The organism is Massilia sp. AB1 (genome assembly GCF_018119385.1).
GTDB lineage: Bacteria > Pseudomonadota > Gammaproteobacteria > Burkholderiales > Burkholderiaceae_D > Telluria.
Window position 1 is genome coordinate 1 of the sequence record NZ_JAGKSG010000059.1, and the last position, 22468, is coordinate 22468.

Annotated in this window: 20 protein-coding genes; 3 read left to right on the forward strand and 17 right to left on the reverse strand. The window is 68.4% G+C overall.

All coding sequences use genetic code 11. The features are described 5' to 3' along the window. The 8 genes from J8847_RS21775 to gspG form a co-directional block, all read right to left on the reverse strand. A partial coding sequence (locus tag J8847_RS21775) for a secretin N-terminal domain-containing protein (protein WP_211526777.1) occupies positions 1-1814 on the reverse strand: 1814 nt, incomplete at its 3' end. Further along, positions 1814-2350 carry a hypothetical protein gene (locus J8847_RS21780; RefSeq protein ID WP_211526778.1) on the reverse strand — a complete coding sequence of 179 codons (537 nt, stop codon included), beginning with the start codon at positions 2348-2350 and terminating at the stop codon, positions 1814-1816. The genes J8847_RS21780 and J8847_RS21775, both read right to left, overlap by 1 nt. After that, positions 2347-2922 (reverse strand): hypothetical protein, encoded by a 576-nt coding sequence (locus J8847_RS21785; RefSeq protein ID WP_229513122.1) that lies wholly within the window; start codon positions 2920-2922, stop codon positions 2347-2349. The genes J8847_RS21780 and J8847_RS21785 overlap by 4 nt, the downstream gene beginning before the upstream one ends. Next, positions 2919-3464, reverse strand: coding sequence for a PilN domain-containing protein (locus J8847_RS21790; RefSeq protein ID WP_211526779.1), 546 nt, complete (start codon positions 3462-3464; stop codon positions 2919-2921). Before J8847_RS21790 ends, J8847_RS21785 begins: the two co-directional genes overlap by 4 nt. Further along, complete coding sequence (locus J8847_RS21795; protein WP_211526780.1) at positions 3461-4285, reverse strand: hypothetical protein; 825 nt, start codon at positions 4283-4285, stop codon at positions 3461-3463. Before J8847_RS21795 ends, J8847_RS21790 begins: the two co-directional genes overlap by 4 nt. Beyond that, positions 4278-5975, reverse strand: coding sequence for a GspE/PulE family protein (locus J8847_RS21800; protein WP_211526781.1), 1698 nt, complete (start codon positions 5973-5975; stop codon positions 4278-4280). The genes J8847_RS21795 and J8847_RS21800 overlap by 8 nt, the downstream gene beginning before the upstream one ends. Further along, the gene (locus J8847_RS21805) at positions 5972-7159 is read right to left on the reverse strand and encodes a type II secretion system F family protein (RefSeq protein ID WP_211526782.1); all 1188 of its coding nucleotides are present in this window, start codon (positions 7157-7159) and stop codon (positions 5972-5974) included. Before J8847_RS21805 ends, J8847_RS21800 begins: the two co-directional genes overlap by 4 nt. Before the next feature lie 42 nt (positions 7160-7201). Next, complete coding sequence (gene gspG / locus J8847_RS21810) at positions 7202-7639, reverse strand: type II secretion system major pseudopilin GspG (RefSeq protein WP_211526783.1); 438 nt, start codon at positions 7637-7639, stop codon at positions 7202-7204. Between the two features lie 407 nt (positions 7640-8046). Here gspG and J8847_RS21815 point away from each other — a divergent pair, with 407 nt between their 5' ends. Continuing rightward, complete coding sequence (locus tag J8847_RS21815) at positions 8047-8799, forward strand: NF038120 family PEP-CTERM protein (RefSeq protein WP_211526784.1); 753 nt, start codon at positions 8047-8049, stop codon at positions 8797-8799. A 25-nt stretch (positions 8800-8824) separates the two neighbouring features. Next, on the forward strand, positions 8825-11971 hold the full coding sequence (locus J8847_RS21820; RefSeq protein ID WP_307727531.1) for a S8 family serine peptidase: 3147 nt from the start codon (positions 8825-8827) through the stop codon (positions 11969-11971). A 97-nt stretch (positions 11972-12068) separates the two neighbouring features. Here the strand turns inward: J8847_RS21820 and J8847_RS21825 are convergent, their stop codons facing one another. Then, on the reverse strand, positions 12069-12491 hold the full coding sequence (locus J8847_RS21825) for a hypothetical protein (protein WP_211526785.1): 423 nt from the start codon (positions 12489-12491) through the stop codon (positions 12069-12071). A gap of 307 nt (positions 12492-12798) precedes the next feature. On the opposite strand from J8847_RS21825, the gene J8847_RS21830 reads away from it, so the two are divergent. Further along, entirely contained in the window at positions 12799-13113 is a 315-nt protein-coding gene (locus tag J8847_RS21830; RefSeq protein WP_211526786.1) for a hypothetical protein, read from the forward strand. Positions 13114-13142: 29 nt separating this feature from the next. On the opposite strand, the gene J8847_RS21835 is transcribed toward J8847_RS21830, so the two are convergent. From J8847_RS21835 to J8847_RS21870, 8 genes are all read right to left on the reverse strand, one after another. Beyond that, a complete protein-coding gene (locus J8847_RS21835) occupies positions 13143-13877 on the reverse strand; it encodes a LuxR C-terminal-related transcriptional regulator (RefSeq protein WP_373999968.1) in 735 nt (244 codons plus the stop codon). Positions 13878-13881: 4 nt separating this feature from the next. After that, the gene (locus J8847_RS21840) at positions 13882-14604 is read right to left on the reverse strand and encodes a winged helix-turn-helix domain-containing protein (RefSeq protein WP_211526787.1); all 723 of its coding nucleotides are present in this window, start codon (positions 14602-14604) and stop codon (positions 13882-13884) included. Between the two features lie 162 nt (positions 14605-14766). Next, a complete protein-coding gene (locus J8847_RS21845) occupies positions 14767-15354 on the reverse strand; it encodes an NF038129 family PEP-CTERM protein (RefSeq protein WP_211526788.1) in 588 nt (195 codons plus the stop codon). A gap of 13 nt (positions 15355-15367) precedes the next feature. Next, positions 15368-18361, reverse strand: a complete 2994-nt coding sequence (locus J8847_RS21850) for an ExeM/NucH family extracellular endonuclease (RefSeq protein ID WP_211526789.1) — start codon at positions 18359-18361, stop codon at positions 15368-15370. 170 nt (positions 18362-18531) lie between these two features. Beyond that, positions 18532-18972, reverse strand: a complete 441-nt coding sequence (locus J8847_RS21855) for an FKBP-type peptidyl-prolyl cis-trans isomerase (protein WP_211526790.1) — start codon at positions 18970-18972, stop codon at positions 18532-18534. 52 nt (positions 18973-19024) lie between these two features. After that, entirely contained in the window at positions 19025-20299 is a 1275-nt protein-coding gene (locus tag J8847_RS21860; RefSeq protein ID WP_373999969.1) for an amidohydrolase family protein, read from the reverse strand. A 119-nt stretch (positions 20300-20418) separates the two neighbouring features. Continuing rightward, positions 20419-21471 (reverse strand): TIGR03790 family protein, encoded by a 1053-nt coding sequence (locus J8847_RS21865; RefSeq protein ID WP_373999970.1) that lies wholly within the window; start codon positions 21469-21471, stop codon positions 20419-20421. A 117-nt stretch (positions 21472-21588) separates the two neighbouring features. After that, the gene (locus J8847_RS21870; protein WP_211526791.1) at positions 21589-22305 is read right to left on the reverse strand and encodes a PEP_CTERM-anchored TLD domain-containing protein; all 717 of its coding nucleotides are present in this window, start codon (positions 22303-22305) and stop codon (positions 21589-21591) included. Between the last annotated feature and the right edge of the window lie 163 nt (positions 22306-22468).

Below are 22468 nucleotides of genomic sequence, written 5' to 3' on the forward strand. Positions count from 1 at the left end.
GCCGGACGATTCGGCGGCGCCAGCTGGACCGGCACACGCGCCACGTTTTCCGGACGGCGGCGGAAGGTCGCCTCGGTGCCGGCGCCGAATTCGGACGCGGCCGCCGGCGGGCGCTGGATGTTGCGCACCAGGCGCGGCGTGATCGACAGCACGATCTCGGTGCGGTCGTTGCTGTCGCGCTGGCTGCCGAACAGGCGGCCCACGATCGGCAGGTCGCCCACGCCCGGCACCTTGTTGCCGCTGGAGCGGTCCTCGTTGCTGATCAAGCCGGCCAGCACCTGGTTCTCGCCGTCCTTCAGCTGCAGCAAGGTGGTCGCCGAGCGGGTGCCGATGCGGTAGGCCACCGAGCCGGAACGCGTGGTCACCGATTCGCCCAGCGAGCTGACCTCGAGCGAGATGCGGATCGCCACCTCGTTGTTCAGGTGGATGGTGGGCTCGACGTTGAGCGTCAGGCCGACGTCGACATAGTTCACGTTCTCCGACGCGAAGCCGCCCACGCCGGTCGACACCGTGGCCGAGATGTTCGGGATCTTGTCGCCGATGACGATCTTGGCCTTTTCCTTGTTGCGCACGCGGATGCGCGGGTGGGCCAGGGTGTTCGAGTCGCCATCGGTCTTGTTGGCGCGCGCGGTGGCGCTGAAGCCTTCCACGCCCACGTTGTCGCGGTTCAGGTTGCGCAGTTCGTTGATCGTCAGCGGCACGCCGTCGAAGGTCTGCAGCGGCGCGAACTGCAGCGCCGCCGGCCAGTTCACGCCGAGCTCCATGGCGCGGCTGCGCTTGATCTCGAGCACCTCGACGTCGAGCATGACTTCCGGCTCGGGCACGTCCTGCAGGGCCACCAGCTGGGTGGCGACGCGGATCGCCTCCGGATTGTCGCGCAGGATCACGAGATTGAGCTTCTCGTCCACCACCACGTCGCGCGCCTTGAGGATGGTCTTGAAGGTGTTGGCGATGCTCTTGGCGTCGGCATTAGCCAGGAAGAAGGTCTTGACCGTCATCTCCTGGTATTCCCTCAGCTTGGCCGCCACGTTCGGGTAGATCAGGATGGTGTTGCCGTCCATGACCTGGCGCTCGAGCTGGTTGGTCATGAGCAGGTAGTACACCGCCGCCTCGACCGTGCTGTTCTTCAGGAAGATCGAGGTGCGCTGGTCGGCCTTGACGTCCTTGTCGAAGATGAAGTTCAGGCCGGAGTGGCGCGAGATGATCTCGAATACCTGCTTCAGCGGGGCCTCGCGGAACTCCAGGCTGATCGGCTTGCGGTAGGCCGCGGCCAGGGCCGCTTCGCCGGTGGGCTCTTCCATCGCCTTCTCGTTGACCCGCACCAGCAGCTGGCGCGCCGGCTCGTGCGACGGGCGCTCGGTCAGCAAGGCGTTCAGCTTGAGGCGCGCGCCTTCCACGTCGTTCTTGTCGAAGGCTTCGCGGGCGCTCTCGAACATGGCGCCGTGGCGGCGGTCGGCCTCGACCTGGCGCAGGCCGGCGCGGGCGCGGTCGTTGGCGGGATCGACCGCCAGCACGCGGCGGTAGTCCTGGGCCGCCAGCTCCACCTGGCCGTCCTGCATCGCGCGGTCGGCCTGTCCCAGCAGGCGCGCGGTGGCGCCGTCGCGCGCGTTCAGCCAGGCCGCCTTGTAGAGCGGATTGGTGGGATCGGCCGCCACTGCTTCCTGGTACTTGGCCAGGCCCGCCGCCACCTTGTCCTGGGCGAGCAGCGCATTGCCTTCCTGGTAGGCGCGCTGGGCCGCGCAGCCCGAGAGCAGCAAGGCCACGGCCAGGGTCAGGGGGCCGGCGCCGAAGGCGTGAATCCGCGAACGAACCATCAGTCGAATACTCCAATATTGAGCTGCTGGACCTTGTCCAGCGGCAGATAGGTCAGGGTCAGGACCGGCGGCTTGATCGCGTCCACGCGATAGGTGCCGTCGATGACTTCCTTGTCGCGCACCAGGTAGGTGCGGTCGCCCCTGGCCAGATACACTTGCCAGACGCCGTCCTGCAGCGACTTGCCGATGAAGGTGAAGGGCAGCGGCGGCGCGCTCGGCGGAGGCGGAGGCGGCGCCGGCTGCGGTGGCGGCGGCGGCGGGGTCCAGTCCTGGCGCGCGAACACATCCTGGCCGCCGGCGCCGAAGCGGTCCTCGCCGCCGATCAGGGTCTCGCGCGGGATCAGGCGCTGCACCACCGGGTCCGCCGCGCCGGCCTTCTCCACCTGCGCAGGCGCAGCCGGAGCCGCCGAAGCCGGCGCCGCCGCCGCGCGTTCGACCGGCTCGGCCACCTCGGTCTCGGGCGAGCTGTCGCCGAACACCAGCAGCCCGGCGGCCACCAGCAGGGCCGCGCCCATGGCAAGATGGCGCGGCTTCATCGCGGCACTCCCGGCGTGGCCGCCAGATAGAAGGTCATGCGCACGCGCGCTTCGACCTGGGGGTCGCCGATGCTGTCGCGGCGGAAGCTCACATCGTCGAGCGATACGTGCGGCAGCGCGCGCAGGGTATCGAACACGAACTGCCAGATGGCCGTGTAACTTCCCTTGACCGGCAGGTTGACCTGGTAGGTGGCCAGCTTGGCGTTGCGCTCGTAGCTGCTGCGGTATTCGCCTTGCCGCAGGCTCAGGCCGTGCCTGGCGGCGATCGCGAACACCTCCTTGAGCTGGCGTTCGACGCCGCGCCGTTCGCCGAGCGCGGCATAGAAGGCGGACAAATTCTGGTCGCTGGTGGGCGGCGGCGCCGGCGGCGCGGCGGGCGCCGGGGCGCGCGCCTGGGTGCGCGCCGCTTCGTACTCGAGCGCCAGGCGGTCGCGCGCACCGAGCAGCCAGCCGGTGAGCAGCGCGCCGGCGAACATGCAGCCCAGGATGCCCGCCACCAGCGGATTCACGCGGCGCAGCGCGAGCCGCAGGCGCAGCCAGGCGGAAGACAAATTCATCGCGTTCAGGTTCATCGCTCACCCCACTGGGCGCTGACCTGGAAGCGCAGCGGGCGGTTCGGATCCTGCTCCGCCACCTCGTGGCGGGTCAGCACCACGCTGGTGAACCAGGCCTGCTCCTGCAGCCTGGCGACGTAGGCGAACATGTCGTCGCTGGTCTTCGCTTCGGCCGTCAGGCGCACCGTGCGGCGCTTGGCGTCCGGTTCGAGCGCCAGCAGCGCCACCGAGGCCGGGGTCGCTGCGCGCACCGTGTCGTACAGGTCGCGCCAGGGCAGGTTCAGCTGCATGACGGCCTCGTTGACGGCGTTCGCCTGCTGCTCCGACACCACGACCTTGCGCGCCGCCTGGGCCACGGGAGGCGGCGCCGCCACGCGCGCGGCCAGCGCGGCGCGCAGGGCGTCGAGCTCGCGCTGCTGCTCCAGGTAGTCCCAGCCATGGACGCCGGCCAGGGTGCAGGTCACCAGCGCTCCCGCCAGCAAGGCAAGCATGCGCGGCGGCGTCTGGAACAGCAGGCGGCGCAGGCTGCGCGGAGCGAAATCGATGCGGGTGCGCCTCATGCCGTGCTCCCCGTGCGCGCCAGGCGCGCGAGCTCGGTCCAGCCCTGCTCTTCATCGTTCTCGAACAGCGTGCAGGCGAATTTCAGGCGTCCGGCGCTGCTCGCCCAGCCGGCGGGCGCGGAACCGCACAGCTGCAGCCGTTCCGGGCGGCCCACGCCGACCCGCAGCGCTTCGCGCGCCACGTGGGCTTCCAGCCAGTCGCGGTCGGCGCCTTCGGGAATCACGGCGGTGCGCACCGCCGCCAGGCTGCGGCCTTCGTAGGCGGCCAGCGACAGCACCCCGCCCTGCACCAGGCCGAACCAGGCGCCGGGACGGCGCTCGCGGCGCCAGGCGTTCATCGCCGCCACGAACTGCGGCACCACCTCGACCAGGTGGAAGCGGTGGCTGCGCGCCGCCGTCTCGAGCTGGGCCAGCAGGCTGGCCGGCACGGCGGCGGCCAGGAAGGGACGCGCCGCGTCCCAGTCGGCGCTCAGGCGCCAGTCGGCCAGCGCGCCGCCGAACAGGTGCTGGAAGCGCAGCGCGGCCGCCGCCTCCAGGTCGCCCAGGCGGCTGGCGCCGGGCGGCGGCGGCACTTGCCACAGGCGCACCAGGTCGTCGGCCAGGACGACGGTCACCGGCCAGCCCGCCGGGGCCAGCTCATCGGTCAACGGCGCCGCGAAGACGGCGCCGAGCGCATTCACGATGCCGTCGGGCGCACTCAGTTCGCCGTGGCGCTCGGCCAGGGCCAGGGGTTCGCCGCCGAACATGCGGCCGGTGCGCACCAGCGCCACGCCGTGCGCGGCCAGGCCGATGCGCAGGGATTGTCCAAAACGCCTACGCATGCAGGGTCACTCGCTTGATTTCGTCGATGGTGGTGGCGCCGCGCCTGACCAGGTCGAGCGCGGCCAGGCGCAGGCTGCGCGTGCCGTTGGCGTGGGCGGCGGCCTTGATGCGGCGGATCGGCTGCTTGTCGACGATCAGCTCGCGGATCTCGTCGTTGAGCGTGAGGATCTCGGCGATCGAGCGGCGGCCGCGGTAGCCGGTGCCGCGGCAGTCGCCGCAGCCCTTGCCGCGCATGAAGACGTAGTCGGCTACCTCCTGCCGCTCCAGGTGCACCGAGGCCAGCTCGGCGTCCGAAGGATCGTAGCGTTCGCCGCAGTGCGGGCAGTTCATGCGGATCAGGCGCTGGGCCCAGATCCCGTTCAGCGCCGACACGAAGGCGTAGGGGTCGATGCCCATGTGGGTGAAACGCCCGAACACGTCGAACACGTTGTTGGCGTGGACCGTCGTCAGGACCAGGTGGCCGGTCAGGGCCGACTGCACCGCGATCTCGGCGGTCTCGCGGTCGCGGATCTCGCCGACCATGATCTTGTCCGGGTCGTGGCGCAGGATCGAGCGCAGGCCCTTGGCGAAGGTCAGGCCCTTCTTTTCGTTGACCGGAATCTGCAGGATGCCGGGCAGCTGGTACTCGACCGGGTCCTCGATGGTGATGATCTTCTCGCGCCCGTTGTGGATCTCGGTCAGGGCCGCGTACAGGGTGGTGGTCTTGCCCGAGCCGGTCGGGCCGGTCACCAGCAGCATGCCGTAGGCCTCCTGGGCCAGGCTGCGCAGGGTCGCCAGCGAGGGCGCGTCGAAGCCCAGGGCTTCCAGGGTGAGCGAGCCGTAGGACTCGATCATGGCGCGCTTGTCCAGGATACGGATCACCGCATCCTCGCCGTGGATGCTGGGCATGATCGAGACCCGCAGGTCGATGTCGCGCCCGCCGGATTCGACCCGGAAGCTGCCGTCCTGCGGGACGCGGCGCTCGGCGATGTCGAGTTCGGCCAGCACCTTCAGGCGCGAGATGATGTGCTCGGCCAGCTCGATGCCGCCGACCGTGGCCGCGTGGTCGAGAACCCCGTCGACGCGGTATTTCACCGCCAGGCCGCCGGCCGTGCTCTCCAGGTGGATGTCGGAGGCGCCGGCCTTGAGCGCATCGTACAAGGTGGAGTTGACCAGCTTGACCGCCGGGCTGCCGGCTTCCGACACCGAGGCGAAGGACAGCACGGCGGCCGTCTTGGCGTCGCGCCGCGCGTCCCCTGCCCCGCCCACCAGGCTGTCGACGGCGCGCGCCGACTCTTCCTGCTTGGACAAATAGGCCTGGATGTCGGCCTGCAGCGCCAGGCACAGGTCCAGCGGATTTTTCAGCGTGGCGCGCGCTTGCGCGCCCAGCCAGGTCTGCAAATCGAGGTCGAAGGGATCGGCCAGCACGCCGGTCAGGCGGCCGCTCGGCGCGCGCAGCAGCACGCAATGGCGCGACAGCGCCTGGGCCAGCGGCAGCAGGTCGAAGGCCGGCGCCAGCGCCAGCATGTCGGCCGTTTCCATCACCGGCATGGCGAAGGGCGCGGCCAGGGCGCGCACCAGGCGGCGCGGATCCTCGCCGCTGAGCGCCTGCAGCTCGGCCACCAGCCCGCGCTGCGAGGCCCTGGCCTGGGCGCGGGCGCGCGCCAGCACGGCGGCGTCCAGGGTTGCGGGAGCTTCGGGAGCGTTCACGACATGTCTCCGGCAAGGTCGAAAATCGGCATGTACAGCAGCACCACGATGGCGCCCACCACCAGCCCGATGGCGGCCATCAGGAGCGGCTCGAAGGTGCGGGTGAAGCGGTCGATCCAGCGTCCAATCTCGCCGTCGTAGAAAGCGGCCGACTGGGTCAGCATGGGTCCCATCTCACCGGTGCGCTCGCCCACGCGCAGCATGCGCAGCGAGATCGGGGTGGTCAGGCCGTTGGCCTCGAAGGCGCTCGACAGCGGCTGGCCCGATTCGATGGCGGCGCGCGCCGTGGCCAGGCCCTTGCGCACCGTGCCGGACACCATCGGCTGCACCGTCTCGATGGCGTTGACGATGGTGATGCCGCCTTCGGTCAGCATGCCGAGCGTGAGATAGAGGCGCGAGAGTTCGTAGATGCGGGCGCGCTCGCCGATCCCCGGCAGGCGCGCCAGCAGCCTGGCCATGCCGCCGGTTCGCAGCAGGCGCCGCGCGCCGGCGACGGCGCCGGACACCAGCAGCAAGGCAGCCACGCCGATCGCGCTGCCGTGGGACGCCGCGAACTGGCCCCAGTCGAGCAGCAGCTGCGACATCCACGGCAGGTTGCGCCCCGCGCCGTGATAGACCTCGGCGAACTTGGGCACCACGTAGCCGATCAGGAAGGCGCTCACGCCGCCGCCCACCATCAGCAGGATCACGGGATAGATGGAGGCGCTGACGATCTTGGCGCGCACGGTGTCGATGCGCTGCTGGTAGTCGATATAGCGCGCCAGCGCGCGCGGCAGGTCGCTGGTGCCTTCGGCGGCGCGCACGATGCCCACGTACAGCGGCGGGAAGAGTTCGGGCTGGCTTGCCAGCACCGCGGAAAAGCGCTTGCCTTCGCGCAGGCCGGCCAGCAGGCGTTCGAGCACGCTGCGCGCGGCGGGAGTGGATTCTTTCTCGAGCAGGGCTTCCAGGCCCTCGACGATGCCCAGGCCCGCGTTGAGCAGGGCCAGCAGTTCCTGGCTGAACAGCACCAGCGACAGCTTGCCGCCGCGCTGGCGCGCCAGGCGCGCGCCGCCGGCCGGCTCGATGCTGCTGACGAACAGGCCGCGCGCCTCGACCTGGCGGCGCGCATCGAGGGCGTCGGAAGCGTCGACCACGATATTCGCGATCGACATGTCGGGCGCAAGGGTGCGTACGGCGAACTGCATGGGTGGCCCGGCTGCTGCGTCTGCGTGAAGAAAAAGCGCCGCTTACTGCGAAGAGATGTCGGCGTTGTCGCCGCTACCGCCCGGCTGGCCATCCTTGCCCAGGGACAGGATCTCGTACTCGGCCTTGCTGCCCGGCGAGCGGTACAGATAGGCGCGGCCCCATGGATCCTGGGGGACGCCTTTCTTCAGGTAGGGGCCGTTCCACTTGGCGCCGGCGCTGGGCGGCGCCGTCATCAGGGCGCCCAGGCCCTCTTCGGCGCTCGGATAGCGGCCGACGTCCAGGCGGTAGGTGTCGAGCGACTTGTCGAAGGCCTCGATCTGGGCCTTGGCCACGGTCACTTCGGACTTGCCCAGCTGGGAGAAATACTTGGGACCGACATAGGCCGCAAGCAAGCCGATGATGACGATGACCACCAGCAGTTCCAGCAGGGTGAAGCCCGCGCGGCGTCGCGCGGCGTCGCCTTGTTTCATTCCAACCATCGACCAACTCCTAAATTGCTTTTATGAAAAGCTTCGGCGGTGAAGGCTACCACGCCCTTCCCCATGCCGACAACTGTTGTTTGTGCCGGGCGCCAGGGGCCTCCGGCACAAGCGGCCCGCCAGTATCGCCTTACCTCCAGGCAGCGCCCTTGAGGCGTGCCAATATGGCAACAATTCGCTGCGCATACGCAACTCTCCTGTTTGATTACATACGTACATTTTCATAGTGGAAACCGAATTTTGTTACGCAAACATTGCAAAATCAAAATTTTCACCGTTGAAATTCTTTTCACATAAGTTGTTTCCGTTGATATATTTATTGTCATCCTGAGACCGTTCAGGTGCAGAGAGCCCAGCTCGCCCCGCCCTATCCAGGCGTGACAAGACCCAACCATAAAGGCACAACCATGATCCGGAAATTGCACTTCGCAGCAACTCGTCCCAGTGGTACCTTCAAGAAACTCGCAGCCGCAGCCCTGGGCGCGGCCAGCCTCGCCGCCGTACCGGCCCAGGCTGGCGTGATCGGCTTCGAGGGCTATTACGGCCCGGTCGAGGGCACGCAGGTGTATTCGGAAAGCGGTTTCAATTTTGGTTTCTACGCCAACGTGGCGGGGGGCGGCGCCGGCAACTTCGTGGGCGAATTCATCGACGGCGCCGATCCGACTTATTGCGTCAACATGGCCTGCCCGGTGAACAACCCCAGCATGTACTACGGCGCCCTGAACGACAGCTATATCGACATCACCTCGGAAACCGCCGGCCGCAGCTTCCAGGTCAAGTCGCTCGACGCCAGCTTCATCGGCGCCTCGACGGTCCTGGGCAGCTACCCGACCTACCCGGGCTTCCTGCGCCTGCAAGGCATCCGCGCCAACGGCACCTATGCGCTGCAAGACTTCCTGTTCGGCCGTCCGCCCGCGGCCGGCTTCCAGTTCGGCCACTACAACACCACCGCCTCGTTCGCCGCCGAGAAGTTCGTCGAACTGCTGATGTTCGGCTTCACCTGCGACACCGGCGGCAACTGCTCGGCCTTCCAGACCATGCAAGGCCAGTTCGGCATCGATAACCTGGAACTGGTCGAAGTGCCGGAACCGGCCTCCGCCCTGATGGTCGGCCTGGGCCTGCTCGGCCTGGCCGGCGCCCGCCGCCGCAAAGCCGCCTGAACGCACACGACAGAACGAGGAAACCATGAACATGAAACTCCGTCCGATCACCGCCGCGGTCCTGCTGTCGCTGTCCTGCCTGGCCCTGAACGCCGGCGCCGACGACCTGCGCCGCCCCTATATCGTGCAACTGGCCGACAAGCCGATCGCCTCCTACAGCGGCGGCATCGAAGGCCTGCCCGCCACCCAGCCGGCCGAGGGCGAACGCCTCGACCTGGCCTCGAGCGACGTCCAGCTGTATAACGGCTATCTGGAAAACAAGCAGCAGGTGGTGCTGGAAGCCGTGTCCAGCGCGCCGGTGCTGCATAACTACAGCGTGGTGCTGAACGGCTTCGCCGCCATGCTGACCGACGCCGAAGTGCGCACCCTGATGGCGCGCACCGACGTCGCCGCCGTCACCCCGGACATCCCGCGCCAGCTGACCACCACCTCGACCCATACCTTCCTCGGCCTGGACAAGCCGGGCGGCCTGTGGAGCAAGCTGGGCGGCAAGGCCGGCGCCGGCGAAGGCATCATCATCGGCATCGTCGACGGCGGCGTGTGGCCGGAAAGCCCGTCCTTCGCCGACCGCGTGGACAGCAACGGCAAGCCAACCTTCGACAACAGCGGCTCGGTGGCCTACTCCGCCGCCCCGGCCGGCTGGAAAGGCGCCTGCGACACCGGCGAAGGCTGGAACGCCGGCCACTGCAACAACAAGCTGATCGGCGCGCGCTACTTCGACGCCATCTACCGCAGCGTCGGCAAGACCACGCACTGGACCGAATTCCGCTCGCCGCGCGACTCGATCGGCGGCAGCGTCGGCGAAGGCGGCCACGGCACCCACACCGCCAGCACCGCGGGCGGCAACGACGGCGCCGATGCGGTCATCGGCGGCATCGCCGTCGGCGCCATGAGCGGCGTGGCGCCGCGCGCCCGCATCGCTTCCTACAAGGTCTGCTGGACCTACGACGAGCCGGCCGAAGCCAACGGCCGCAAGAACAGCTGCTACACCGGCGACAGCGTGGCTGCGATCGAAAAGGCGGTGGCCGACGGCGTCCACGTGATCAACTTCTCGATCAGCGGCGGCACCGCGATCACCGATCCGGTCGAGCAGGCCTTCTTCAACGCCTCGAACGCCGGCGTGTTCGTCGCCGCCTCGGCCGGCAACAACGGCCCGGCCAACACCGTCGCCCACGTCAGCCCGTGGCAGGCGACCGTCGCCGCCTCGACCCACAACCGCGAGCTGCAGGCCGACGTCCTGCTGGGCAACGGCGCCAAGTACACCGGCGCCTCGATGAACACCGCGCCGCTGCCTTCCGCGCCGGTGATCCGCGCGGAAGACGCCGGCATGGCGGGCGCCAGCGCCGACGCCGTGCGCCTGTGCTACAGCACCGGCGAGAACAAGGGCGTGCCGGCCCTCGATCCGGCCAAGGTGGCCGGCAAGATCGTGGTCTGCACCCGCGGCACCAATGCGCGCGTCGACAAGAGCCTGGCGGTCAAGGAAGCCGGCGGCGTCGGCATGATCCAGGCCGACAACGGCGTGGGCCTGGTGGCCGAGATCCACTCGGTGCCGACCGTCCACGTCAACCAGACCGACGGCGCCGCCATCAAGGCCTATGCCGCGGGCGCCGGCGCGACCGCCTCGATGAGCAAGTTCGTGATCGGCACCTCGGCCGTCAAGGCCCCGGTGGTGGCCGGCTTCTCCTCGCGCGGCCCGAACCGCTACGACGGCAACGTGCTCAAGCCGGACCTGGCCGCGCCGGGCGTGGACATCATCGCCGGCGTGACCCCGGCGCTGACCCAGGCCGATCGCGCGGGTATCCTGGTCGGCACCTTCGTGCCGCCGGCCGCCCAGGCCGCCTACCAGGGCACCTCGATGGCGAGCCCGCACGTGGCCGGCATGGCCGCGCTGCTGCGCCAGCAGTATCCGACCTGGACCCCGGCGATGATCAAGTCGGCCCTGATGACCACCGCGACCCAGACCTTCGCGGACACCATCGCCTCGGGCGACACCCGCGGCATCCTGCCCTTCGGCCAGGGCGCGGGCCACGCCAACCCGAATGGCGCGTCCGATCCGGGCCTGGTGTACAACGCCACCCAGGTGGATTACCGCAAATACATGTGCGGCGCCGGCGTGGCCAGCCAGTGCGCATCGGGCACCATGCTGGGCTATAACCTGAACCTGCCGACCATCTCGGTCAACAACGTGCTGGGCACCGTCACCGTGAACCGCTCGGTGACCAACGTGGGCGGCGCGGACGCGACCTATACCGGCACGGTCAACGTGCCGGGCTACACCGCGGTGCTGAGCCCGACTTCCCTGTCGATCCCGGCCGGCGCCACCCGCTCCTTCACCGTCAAGCTGACCCGCAACGGCGCGCCCGAGAATGTCTGGCAGTTCGGCGAACTGGTGTGGACCGACGGCAGCCACGTAGTGAAGAGCCCGGTCGTGGCCCGTTCCGGCAAGCCGATCATCGCACCGACCTTCATCCAGAGCGACCGTGTGAACGGCAGCAAGCCGATGACCGTGAGCACCGGCTTCTCGGGCGTGATGGGCGCGGCCTTCGGCGGCCTGAAGGAAATCACCCGCAGCAGCCACAGCGTGGTGCAGGCGACCAGCGGTTCGGTCGGCACCACCGCCCAGGTGGAAGCGGCCTGCGCCGCCGGCACGGCCGGCGTGCAGGTGGTCCCGGTGACGGTGCCGGCCGGCGCCCTGACCATGCAGTTCGAGCTGTTCGACCGCGACACCACCGGCAACGGCAAGGACGACCTCGACCTGGCCCTGCTGTCGCCGGCCGGCAAGCTGATCGGCTATTCGGGCAACACCACCTCGAACGAGCTGGTGACCCTGAATGTCCCGGCGGCCGGCACCTACAAGGTCTGCACCGTGGGCTACCGCACCTCGGACGGCCAGCCGACCCAGTTCTCGCTGCACTCGGCGGTCGTGACCAACGTCGATCGCGGCGGCAACTTCAAGGTGCTGCTGCCGGCGAAGGTGGTGGCGGGCAGCACCGCCTCGGTGAGCACCAGCTGGTTCGGCCTGCCAACCGGCAAGCGCTTCCTGGGCGCCGTGCAGCTGCTGGACCAGAACAAGGCCCCGGCGTCGATGACCGTGTTCCAGGTCGAGACCAATGGCCCGGTGCCGGTGGGCGAGCCGGTGCCGCGCGAGAACCCGACCAATATCGAGATCTGATCAGGGTCGACGGGACCGCAAGGTCCCTTCAAACAAAAACCGCGTGCCTCGGCACGCGGTTTTTTTTGCCTGTCGGGCAAGATGATCGGATGCCGAATCAGCGCGCCTGCACGGCTTCCGGCGATGCCCCGAGCTGGCAGGCCCCGGACACGCATACTGCGCCCGGATCGGGGTGGAAGCGGCAAATCGACATCTCCCCCCGCTTGGCGATCTGTCCCTGGCGCTCGGCCTTGTAGCGCTCGGCCAGCTCGCGCACCGCCTTCTCGTCGGTCCGCAAGCTCGAGTACGGCAAATAGTCTTGCGGGCCGCCGCAGGCCATGGCGCCGATCGGCAGGCTGCGGCATTGGCTGGTGTCGCTGCAGGTCTTGTCCGCCGTCAGCGCGCGGATCTGCGTCAACAGGTTGGACGGGGCGTCGGACCTGGCGGCGGGCGGCGCCGAGGGCGTGGAAGACTTCGGGTCCTGCGCCTGGGTCGTGCAGGCGGCGCAGCCGAGCAAGAGGATGAGTAGAAGTTTGTTCATGCCTCATCTTCGCGCCGTCACGCGATGTGGTCAAGCGAATCACAGCTCTTTACAGCATGAAAACACTACACAAGCGAATGTCGCGATAATGCCACGTGGCAACAACACGCACACAAAAACATTTTCCGTAAAGTATTTTTATTGCCTTGAGGATAGATCGGCGATCTGCACCTATCTGCTTCTAAATGCGGCGATTTTTATTTCATTTTTTAAATATTTGCTGTTCGCTAACGGAAATTATTGAGCACCGGAAAAAATTTACGCACTACAATAAGCAGCGTTACAGACGAGCTTGCTCAATCAGATCATGAAATTCTTCAGCCTCCGCACCATCGCCGCCCTCGCCACCGCCGCCCTGCTGACCGCTTGCGGCGCAGGCCAACAGGAAAGCCAGGCAATCCAGTCGCAGACCGCGGCAGTCAGCGCCAGCAGCAGCACCGCCGTCGCCGCCGTCCCGAGCACCGGCGCTCCGGTCGCCCCGCGCGTCGCCGCCAACATGCCGGCGCCGGACTGCGCTGCCGAAGGCTGCAGCAGCCTGCGCATCATCGACGGCAATGCCGAGGCCTTCCGTCTCGACATCCAGCGCCGCGACGCCCTGCAGGCCAGCCTGCCCCAGTCGTAATCCTGTCTTCTCCGGGCCGCCGGCCCGGCTCACAGCAGGCGCAGCTCCAGGCAGCGCGCCACCGCGTGAGCCCGGTTTGCGACTCCCAGTACCCGGTACACGCGCTGCAGGTGGTTCTTGACCGTCAGCGCGCTGATCCCGAGCGACCGCGCCACCTCCTCGTTCGTGCGCCCTTCGCGCACCTGTTCCAGGATCGCCACCTCGCGCGCCGACAGCGCCCGTTCCGGCGCCATGCGGCCCGGCCGGACATGCGCCGTGGCCGGCAGGCGCAGCAGCGCCATATGCAGGTAAGGCAGCAGCAATTGCAGGAAGTAGCCGTGGCGCTCCCCCGGCCTGAACGGCAGGCCGAGCAGCACGAACACGCTCGCCGCCCCCTCCACCGGCGCGCTGCCGACCACCAGCGCATTCTCGAAACCGCTCCTGAGCAGTAAGCCCCGGCACGCCGCCAGCGGGCCGCCGCCCTCCTCCGCCTCCAGCACCGCCGGCTGCGCGCGTCCGCCGCGCCAGGCCTGCGCCAGGCGCATCCCCAGCTCCCCATGCAGCAATCCGAGCGCGGCGGCATCCAGCAGCCTGCGGTGCAGGCACTCGCTGCGCTGTACCTGCCCCGCGCCGTCCACCTGCATGCACAGCAGCGCTTCGTGCGGCAGCAGCGATTGCAGCGGCCCCTGCGCCCACAGGAACAGCTGGCGCAAATCGGCCAGATCCATGCCGGACTCGATCGTCCGCAGCAGGTATTCCTGCTCCAGCTTGCTCAGGATGACCACAGGTTCAGGCCGCCGTAGGCCAGCCGAGGCGCGCCTGCACGTTCCAGGCCACGAAGCGGTAGCCGGTGCCGCGCACGGTTTCGATGTGGCGCTGGTGGCCGCTGGCCTGGAGCGCGCTGCGCAGGCGGCCCACGTGGGTGTCGACGGTGCGTTCGTCCAGCACCGCATGGCGGCCCCAGACCTGGTCGAGCAGTTGCGAGCGGGTGTGCACGCGCTCCGGATGGTGCATCAGGAAGTTGAGCAGCCGGAATTCGACCGGCCCCAGGGGAATCCGGCGCGCGCCGGCCGTCAGCCGCTGGGTCGCGGGATCGAGCCGCAGCCCGGCCAGCTGGATGGTGTCCTCGGCCGGCAGCGGCGCGCGGCGGCGCAGCACCGCGCCCATGCGCGCCAGCAGTTCGCGCGGGCTGCAGGGCTTGGTGAGGTAGTCGTCGGCGCCCGATTCGAGCGCCATGATCTTGTCGTGCTCGGCCGCGCGCGCGCTCAGCATGATGACCGGCAGGTCGCGCGTGCGGGCGCGGGCGCGCAGGCGGCGCACCAGGGCTTCGCCGCTTTGCCCGTCCAGGTCCCACTCGAGGACGATCAGGTCGGGCAGCTGCTCGTCGAGCAGGACCAGGGCCGATTCGGCATCCGCACAGCAGGCGACCGCATGCCCGGCACTGTTCAGGTTCTGCGTCAGCAACTGCTGGGTGAAAAGGTCGGGATCGACCACGAATACATGGGCTGACATGGTGCGCACACTGTCTGTATGACAATGGGCCGAATATGCCGCAAGCCCCCGCGGCTGAACAATACAATTTCGTTTAAGAATTAATACATTTTGCGAATAAATTGCACAAATAAAAACACCTGCCCTCGGGCAGGTGTTGTTCAAGCGGTCCCCTGGACCGGATCAGCGCTGCCGGCGCATGCGGCGCGTGAAGCCGATCAGCAACAGTCCGGTGAGCACCAGCGCCCAGTCGCGCGGTTCCGGCACGGCGATCACATCCAGCGGCGCGCCCGGCACCACGATCACTTCCGCCGGCACGCCCGGCAGCACCGAGATCTCGAGCAGATTGCCCGCGCCGCCCAGGTAGGCGTTGAAGTCCGCATTGAACAGGGCCACGCTGAACACCATCCCGTTAATGCCGGCCAGCGGATCGAGGTAGATGTCGAAGCTCAGCGCATCGGTGAAGTTCACCGCCTGGTCGAAGAAGTTGTAGCCGGTCGTGTTGACCAGTTCGATGCCGTTGACCACATCGCCGCTGGCGCCGCCTTCCAGCATCGGCGCGCCGAAGAAGTCGCCGGCCAGGTTGGTGACGCGGGCCAGGCCCGGGCCGGCGTCGCCGGGGCCGTTGTAGCCGAAGTCGAGGAAGCCGCTGGTCCCCGCATACTCGGAAGTATCCAGGGTCACGCGGTAGACCGGCTCGGCCATGGCGCCGGATGCGCCGATCGTCATGGCCAGCGCCAGCATGGCGCGCAGGAAGAGTGCTTTCATCATGGTGTCGGTTTCCTTAGAACGTGCCGTTGAACAGTTTCGGCGTATAGGTGATGCTGACTTTGCCCGGGTTGCTGAAGGTGGTGCCCACGTTCACCGAGGCGCCGGCCGCGATCGAGGCGTTCGGCAAGCTGATGTAGGGCGAGCCGCCTTGCATGCCGGTCTTGTTATCGAGGGTCACGCCGGCAGGCAGGCCTTGCAGCAGGAAGTGCAGCGGACCGTTGACCGGGTGGCCGCTGGTGTTGGTGATGGTCACCGTGCCGCTGTACTTGCCGGTCAGGCGGTTGATGCTGAAGCCGCCGATCGCCATCCTGGCCGAGCCGCTGACGTCCATGAAGGTCGGGGTCAGGGCCAGGCTCACCACCACCGGATCGTGGTCGGACGCGCGGTACGGATCCATGGTGAACTGGTCTTGCGGGGTGTCGCCCAGGTTGTAGTCGATCGCTTCCGGTTCGTCGGCGTTGTTGTGCCATTCGGCCGCGCCGGCCACCTGGCCGCTCAGCGAGCTGCTGGCCAGGGCGTGGTCGAGGTAGCCCGACTGGCCGTCGAAGACATAGGAATACGGCGTGCCGTGCGGACGCACGAAGCGTTCGATCTGGTTCACCAGGCCGGCGCTGCCGGTCAGGTAATTGATCGGGTTCTCGAAGCCGTAGGCGTTCAGGTCGCCGATCACCAGCACGTCCGGATCGCTGGCGGCCGCCACCACTTGCGGGATGAAGTAAGTCGCGAGGCGCTGCGCCTGCTGGGTGCGGGTCTTGTCCCAGCATCCCTGGCCGTTGCCCGGATCGGTGTCGCCGATGCCGGCGCCGCCGCAGCTGGCCTTGGACTTGAAGTGGTTGACGATCAGCGAGAACTTGCCGCCGCTGGCCAGCGACTTGAAGGTGGCCCCCATCGGCGGACGGTTGTTGACGATGTCGCCGTCGGACAGGGCGCCGCCCACCAGCGTGACCGCCGCCGGCTTGTAGATCATCGCCACGCGGATCGCGTCGGTGCCGGTCGCGGCCGGCTTCGGCACCACCGCATAAGTGGCCTTGCCGTAGGCGGCGTTGAGCTGCTCGACCAGGTAGCCGACGGCGGTGTCGCCGTTGTTCTGGATTTCCATCAGGCCGACCACGTCCGCGTCCAGGTTCTTGAGCGAAGCGACGATCTTGTCGCGCTGGCGCACGAATTCCTCGGTGTTGTCGGCGCCGCGGCACTCGCTGGCGCTGGTGCGGCTGCCGATGGTGCAGCCCTGGCCGCTGCGGCCCCAGGCGTCCTTGCCGTCGGTGAAGGTGGTGAAGAAGTTCAGCACGTTGGCGCTGGCGACCTTGACGCCGGCCGGCAGCACCGGCGCCGGCAGGCGCTCGTTGGTGCGCGAGAACACCGGGGTCTCGGTCGGCTGCAGCTTGAAGGCTGCGCCGCCGCCGCCGATGGCGCCGAAATCGAGCACGCCGGTCAGGTCCGTCACGGTGTCGCCGGCGCGCACGGTGCCGTCCGGCGCCAGGTAGGGCATCGTGGCCGGGGTGGTGAACAGGCCGTCGTCGAGCACCAGCTCGTTGGCGGCGTTCTCGGCCTGCAGCGCCGCGGCTTCCGGCGAGCCGGCCGGGTAGCGGTTGGTCGGGTTCTCGCGGCGGCCGTAGGCCAGGGTCAGTTCGCCGCGCTCGCCCAGGTACTTGTTCTGGTTGACGGTCAGCGGCGTGGTAAAGCGCACCAGCATGGCTTCATGGCGCGCCAGGTCGGCGTTCGGCAGGCCGACATTGGTCGGGGCGATGGTGTGGCCGCTGCCCAGCTTGGCGACGGCGGAGATGTCCTTCAGCTCGGTGTAGGTGCGGGCCGCGCCGCTCGGCTTGTACTCGTCCACGGTGCCGGTGACCTTGACCAGGTCGCCGACCGCGACCGAGCCGGCGGCCTGGGCGCCGAACACGAAGATCGCGTCCGAGGTCGAGGGATCGCCGTCGCCGTTCTGGTCTTGCAGGAAGAAGCCGCTGCCGACCTTGGCGGTGACCACGCCCTGGGTGCTCATGACCACGCCGTTGTAGCTGCTGGCGGCTTGCGATCCCTGGATCTGGGGGATGGTCGCCTCCCCCGCCACGGCCACGTTGACCGTGCAGGAATCCGTCTGGCCGTCGCTATTGCCGAACTGGACCTTGACCGGATACTTGCTGGCGGCCACAGAGGCGTCCACCTGCAGGGTGACTTCCATCTTGCCGCCGGCGCCGCCGGCCGGGCTCGCGCCGACCAGGCTGATGCCGGGCGCGGCGCCGGACAGGATGACCGCGCTGTTGACGGCGCTGTCCGCGTCGGTGGCCGACAGCAGGGCCGTGATCGCGCTGCCGAACTGGGTCGCGACGCCCGCCGGGCAGGACAGGACGATCGGGGCCGCCACCGGGCCGCCGCAGTTGTTCAGCGGCGAGCCGGCGCGGCGCGGGGCCGTGGCCGCCACGGCGCTGAAGTCGGTGCCGTTGTTGTCGCTGTCGGTGCAGCCCAGCGCCGCGCGGTGCAGCGCGGTGGTGTTCGAAGGCGACGGCGCGACCGTTCCCTCGAAGCGGTTGGCGCTGCCGAAACCGACCAGGTCGATCACGTCCGAGCCGCCGTCGGCGGTCTGCATCGCGGTCGGGATGCGCGACAGCGCCACCTTGCCGGAGGTGCCCGACAGGTTGATGCCGCCGGTCTGGTCGCCCAGCGCCAGGTTGGCGCCGACCGAGGTGCTGTTGGTGCCGGCCGTCACCAGGAAATACTGGCCCGCCTCCAGGGTCACGCTCGGCAGCGCGATCGCCTGCCAGGTGGTGCCCGTGGCCGACTGGTATTGCACGCTCATGTTGGCCAGGCTGACCGGCGCGCCGCTGCGGTTGAACAGTTCGATGTAGTCGCGGTTCCAGGTGGCGCCGCTGTTGCCGCCGCCGCCGTAGACCTGGCTGATCACGACGCCGCCGCCGGGAGCGGCGAAGGCGGAGGCGGAGGCGGCAAGGCTGGCCAGCAAGCTGGCCAGCAGCATACGGCGCGGGGATGGAAGGGCTGCGAATGTCGTCATGGAAGTTCCTGTGGTGGGGACGCGGATATGCACAATGCGGAAAATTAACAAAATGCATATTAAATGCGCATATTGACAACATCATGACCACTGATTAGTCCGTTCGGACCAATCGTCGCATCCCCTCCTCATGTGAGATCGGAACTTCCTGGATGCCGGATGTCCGGTGCTCATCGCACGTCCAGCAACTCCACCTCGAACACCAGGGTCGCGTTAGGCGGAATCGGCCCTGCGCCGCCGGCGCCATAGCCCATGCTGGCGGGCACGATGAGCGTACGCTTGCCGCCCACCTTCATCCCTTCCACGCCCACGTCCCAGCCGGTGATGACCTGGCCGCCGCCGACCTGGAAGCTGAACGGCGAACGCCCGACCGAGGAATCGAACTGGGCGCCGCGCTGCATCTCGGCCTTGGGATCGTAGAGCCAGCCCGTATAGTTGACCACGGCGGTCGATCCGGACACGGCTTCCTTGCCGGTACCGGTTACGCTGTCGATTTTCTGGAAGGCGACGTTGCTCGCTTCGGCCTGGGCCGGCGCCTCGGCGCGCTTGCAGGCGGTGACGGAGAGCGCCAGGGTGGCGCCGATGAGGCAGGTGCTCAGCAGTTTTTTCATGTTGTCTTTCGTGTTGTAGGTATTGTCGGTAAGTGGAATGAGGAGCTTCGGCTCAGGGCGCGCTGCCCTTGACCACGACCCCGCCCTGGATCACGACGGCCGGCGCCTCCAGCAGGCGCACGTCCGCCGTCGGGTCGCCCTTGACGGCCACCATGTCGGCGAAGCGCCCTGCTTCGACCACGCCCAGATCCTTCCTGGCGAGCGCCTCGGCGGCGTTGATGGTGGCGCTCTGGATGGCCTGCAGCGGCGTCATGCCGTACTTGACCATGACGGCGAACTGCTTGCCGTTGCCGCCGTGCGGATGCACGCCCGCGTCGGTGCCGTAGACCATCTTGACCCCGGCCGCGTGCGCACGCTTGAAGTTCTGGCGCTGGATCTCGGTGACTTCGCGGTCCTTGCGCAGGTTGTCCTCGAGGACGCCGTTCTTCTTGCCCTCAAGCGCCGTGTAGTCGCCGTTATAGATGTCCATCGACAGCCAGGCGCCATGCTTCCTGGCCAGCGCGATGCCTTCGTCGTCGATCAGGCTGGCGTGCTCGATGGTGGTCACGCCGGCGCGGATCGCATCCTTGATGCCGGCCGCCCCGTGTGCGTGGGCCGCCACCTTCAGGCCCCACTGGGCGGCTTCCTCGACCGCCGCGCGCAGTTCGGCGTAGCTCATCTGCTGCTGGCCGGGTTCCGTGTTGCGCGAGAACACGCCGCCGGTGGCGCAGACCTTGATCACCTGGGCGCCGTACTTGCGTAGCGCACGCACCGACTTGCGCACTTCCTCCGGACCGTCGGCCGTGTACGGGTTCTTCTCTTCCATCGACGGCGGGAAATAGGTGCTGTCGCAGTGGCTGCCGGTGGGTCCGAAAGACCAGGCGGCAGGGATGATGCGCGGGCCGCGCACCTTGCCGGCGGCGATGGCCTGGCTCAGCCCGACGTCGTTCCAGTCGGAGGCGCCGACATTGCGGACGGTGGTAAAGCCGGCGTCCAGGGTCTTGCCGGCGTGGGCAACGCTGAGCGCCGACCAGAAACGGTCGTTGTATTCGAGGTAGCTGTAGCCGCCATAGGTGGGATCGGAGTCGAGATGCACGTGCATGTCGATCAGGCCCGGCACCAGGGTCATGCCGGGCAAGGCGATGCGCGTGGCGCCGGCGGCAGTCGGCGTCCCAGCATCGCGCTTGAGGCTGACGACGCGGCCGTCGCGCACCAGGATCTCGGGATTCGCGATCATGCGTCCCGCGCGTACGTCGAGCAGCCGGTCTGCCGTGATGATCACGTCGGCGGCCTGCGCACCCGGCCAGGCCAGCAGCGCCATGCACAGCGGCGCGATACGCCATGTCACACCATATTTACGCTTCAAGAAGTCCCCCGCATTGTCAAAATATGAACCGAATGCAAGGTTATACCGGGATCGCGTGCGCACGTCCAGATGGCGCGCACGGATGAGAAGGCTCCAGGCCCTCAGCGGCGCCCGCGGTACGGCGCGGCCAGCGGTTCGCCGATGAACAGCCCCTGGGCCGGCCAGGCCACGCTCTTCCAATAAGCTTCGATGGCGCTGTCGCCGGACAGGTAGTGGCGCAGCAGCACGGCGGGATTGGGGAATTTCTGCCAGTGGTTGCAGGGCTCGCTCACGGTGCCGTAGCTGGCGGTGGCGCCCGCCTCCAGCCAGCGCAGGCTGCTCATCTGCGAGGTCCCGAGCAGGTCGCCGCCGAGCGAGGTCAGGTGGTCGGCCAGCGCGCCCGGCATGAACTTCAGGGTCTCGAGCTTGGCCACCTGGGCCATGCCGGTCTGGTAGATCATGATGTCCTGGGCGCCTTCCAGCACGTCGGCCTGCATGGGCTTGAGCGTGAGGCGGCGCGCCGCCACCTTGCCCTGCGGCGGGAAGAAACCGGCGCGCGAGTTGCGCGCTTTCTCCGAAGTCGCCAGGTAATAGGCGGTAGCCGGCAAGGTGCGGAAACCGGCCGCCACGCCGCGGTCGATCAGCGCCTTGGCCTGCTCGACCGATTCGGTCGGCAGCAGCATCGACAGCCGGACCTCGTGGTCGGTGAACGGCGCCTTCGACTTGACGTTGAAATACGGGCTGGGCGTGCCGGCGGCGCAGGTCTTGCTGCACTGGGAAGCGTCGAAGCCGAGGCTGTAGGCGCCGGTGATCGAATTGCAATCGACCGCATAAGGCGCGGTCCAGACCATCAGCACCGCCTGCACCTGCGGCCCGAGCTTGCCGTCGATCTCTTCCTTGAGCAGGCGGAAGCGCTCCAGGCTGATGCGCTGCGGCTTGCCGGGAATACTGACGTGCACGACATTCGCCCTGGGGATGTTGCGCCGCTTGCGGTAGTACTCGCCGACGGCCACGCTGTTCGGTTCCGCGTCGTTGATGACGATGGCCAGCTGTTCCGGGCGCAGGGCCGCGGCGGCTTCGGGGCTGGACAAAGCACTGAGGGCGCACATGGCGCACAGGGCAATCAGGAGGGAGAGAACACGGTCGCGCAGGCGCACGGCAAAATGCGAAGTCATGGATCGGTCGGCCTCTGGCAAAGGGAGCTTCGCCTTCGTGCCGAAAGCGAACTGCTTCCCCCATCATGCCATAGCTCTGCCGCAGTCCCTGTCACGAATGGCTGCGGTTCGACGAGGCTAGCTGCGCGCCGCGCCTTGCGCCTTGCGCCGGCGCGCCGCCCAGCCCACCACACCGAGACCGCCCGCCAGCATGGCCCAGGTGTGCGGCTCGGGAATCACCGCCACCGAATAGACCTCGAGCGCGTCGATGCGCCGCGGCTGGCCGCCGTAGGTGCCGTCGATCAGGCTGCGGCCCTGCAGGGCCGGATCGCCATAGGTCAGCTGCCAGGACAGGGTGGACGAGAGATCCTCGCTGACGAACAGGTCGGGTCCCTGGCCGAAGGTGGGTCCATGGTCCGGCCAGTTGTAGGTCAGCTTGGCGCCCTGGCTCGGCAGGCTGTGGGTGACCGGCACCGGCCGCAGGACCTGCGGGTCGGTGTAGTTGAAGATGAAGGCGGTGCGCTCCCACTGGCTGGCAGCGATGTGCCAGCCGTCGGTGGTGGACCAGCTGACCGGGTTGTAGCCGCCGACCAGCCAGCTGCCGCCTTGATCGTCGCTCACCTGCATCAGGGTAAAAGTGTCACCCTTGCCGTCGGCCGCCGCGTGGAAATCCGTCGCGAAGTGGCCGGTCTGGCGGGTATAGATGTTGTCCAGTTGTAGCTCGCCCGCCCCGAGCCAGCGTTCGAGCTGGCCGTGCAGGACAGGATCCAGCAGGGAGGGGGTCTGTGCCTGGGCCGGCAATGCCCAGCCCGCCAGGGCCGCGGCCAGCGCGCCCGTCGCAACGATCGTCTTCATGATGAACCTCGCTCGGGATTCTCGTCGGTTCATTGTATGCCCGCGTCCGAGCGGGCGTCCGCACGCTTCGTTTGGGCAAAACGCGGGCGGGGGGGGGGGGGGGCGGCCCCCCCCGCCCCCCCCCCCCCCCCCCCGCCCCGGGGGGGGGGGGGGGGGCGGGGGG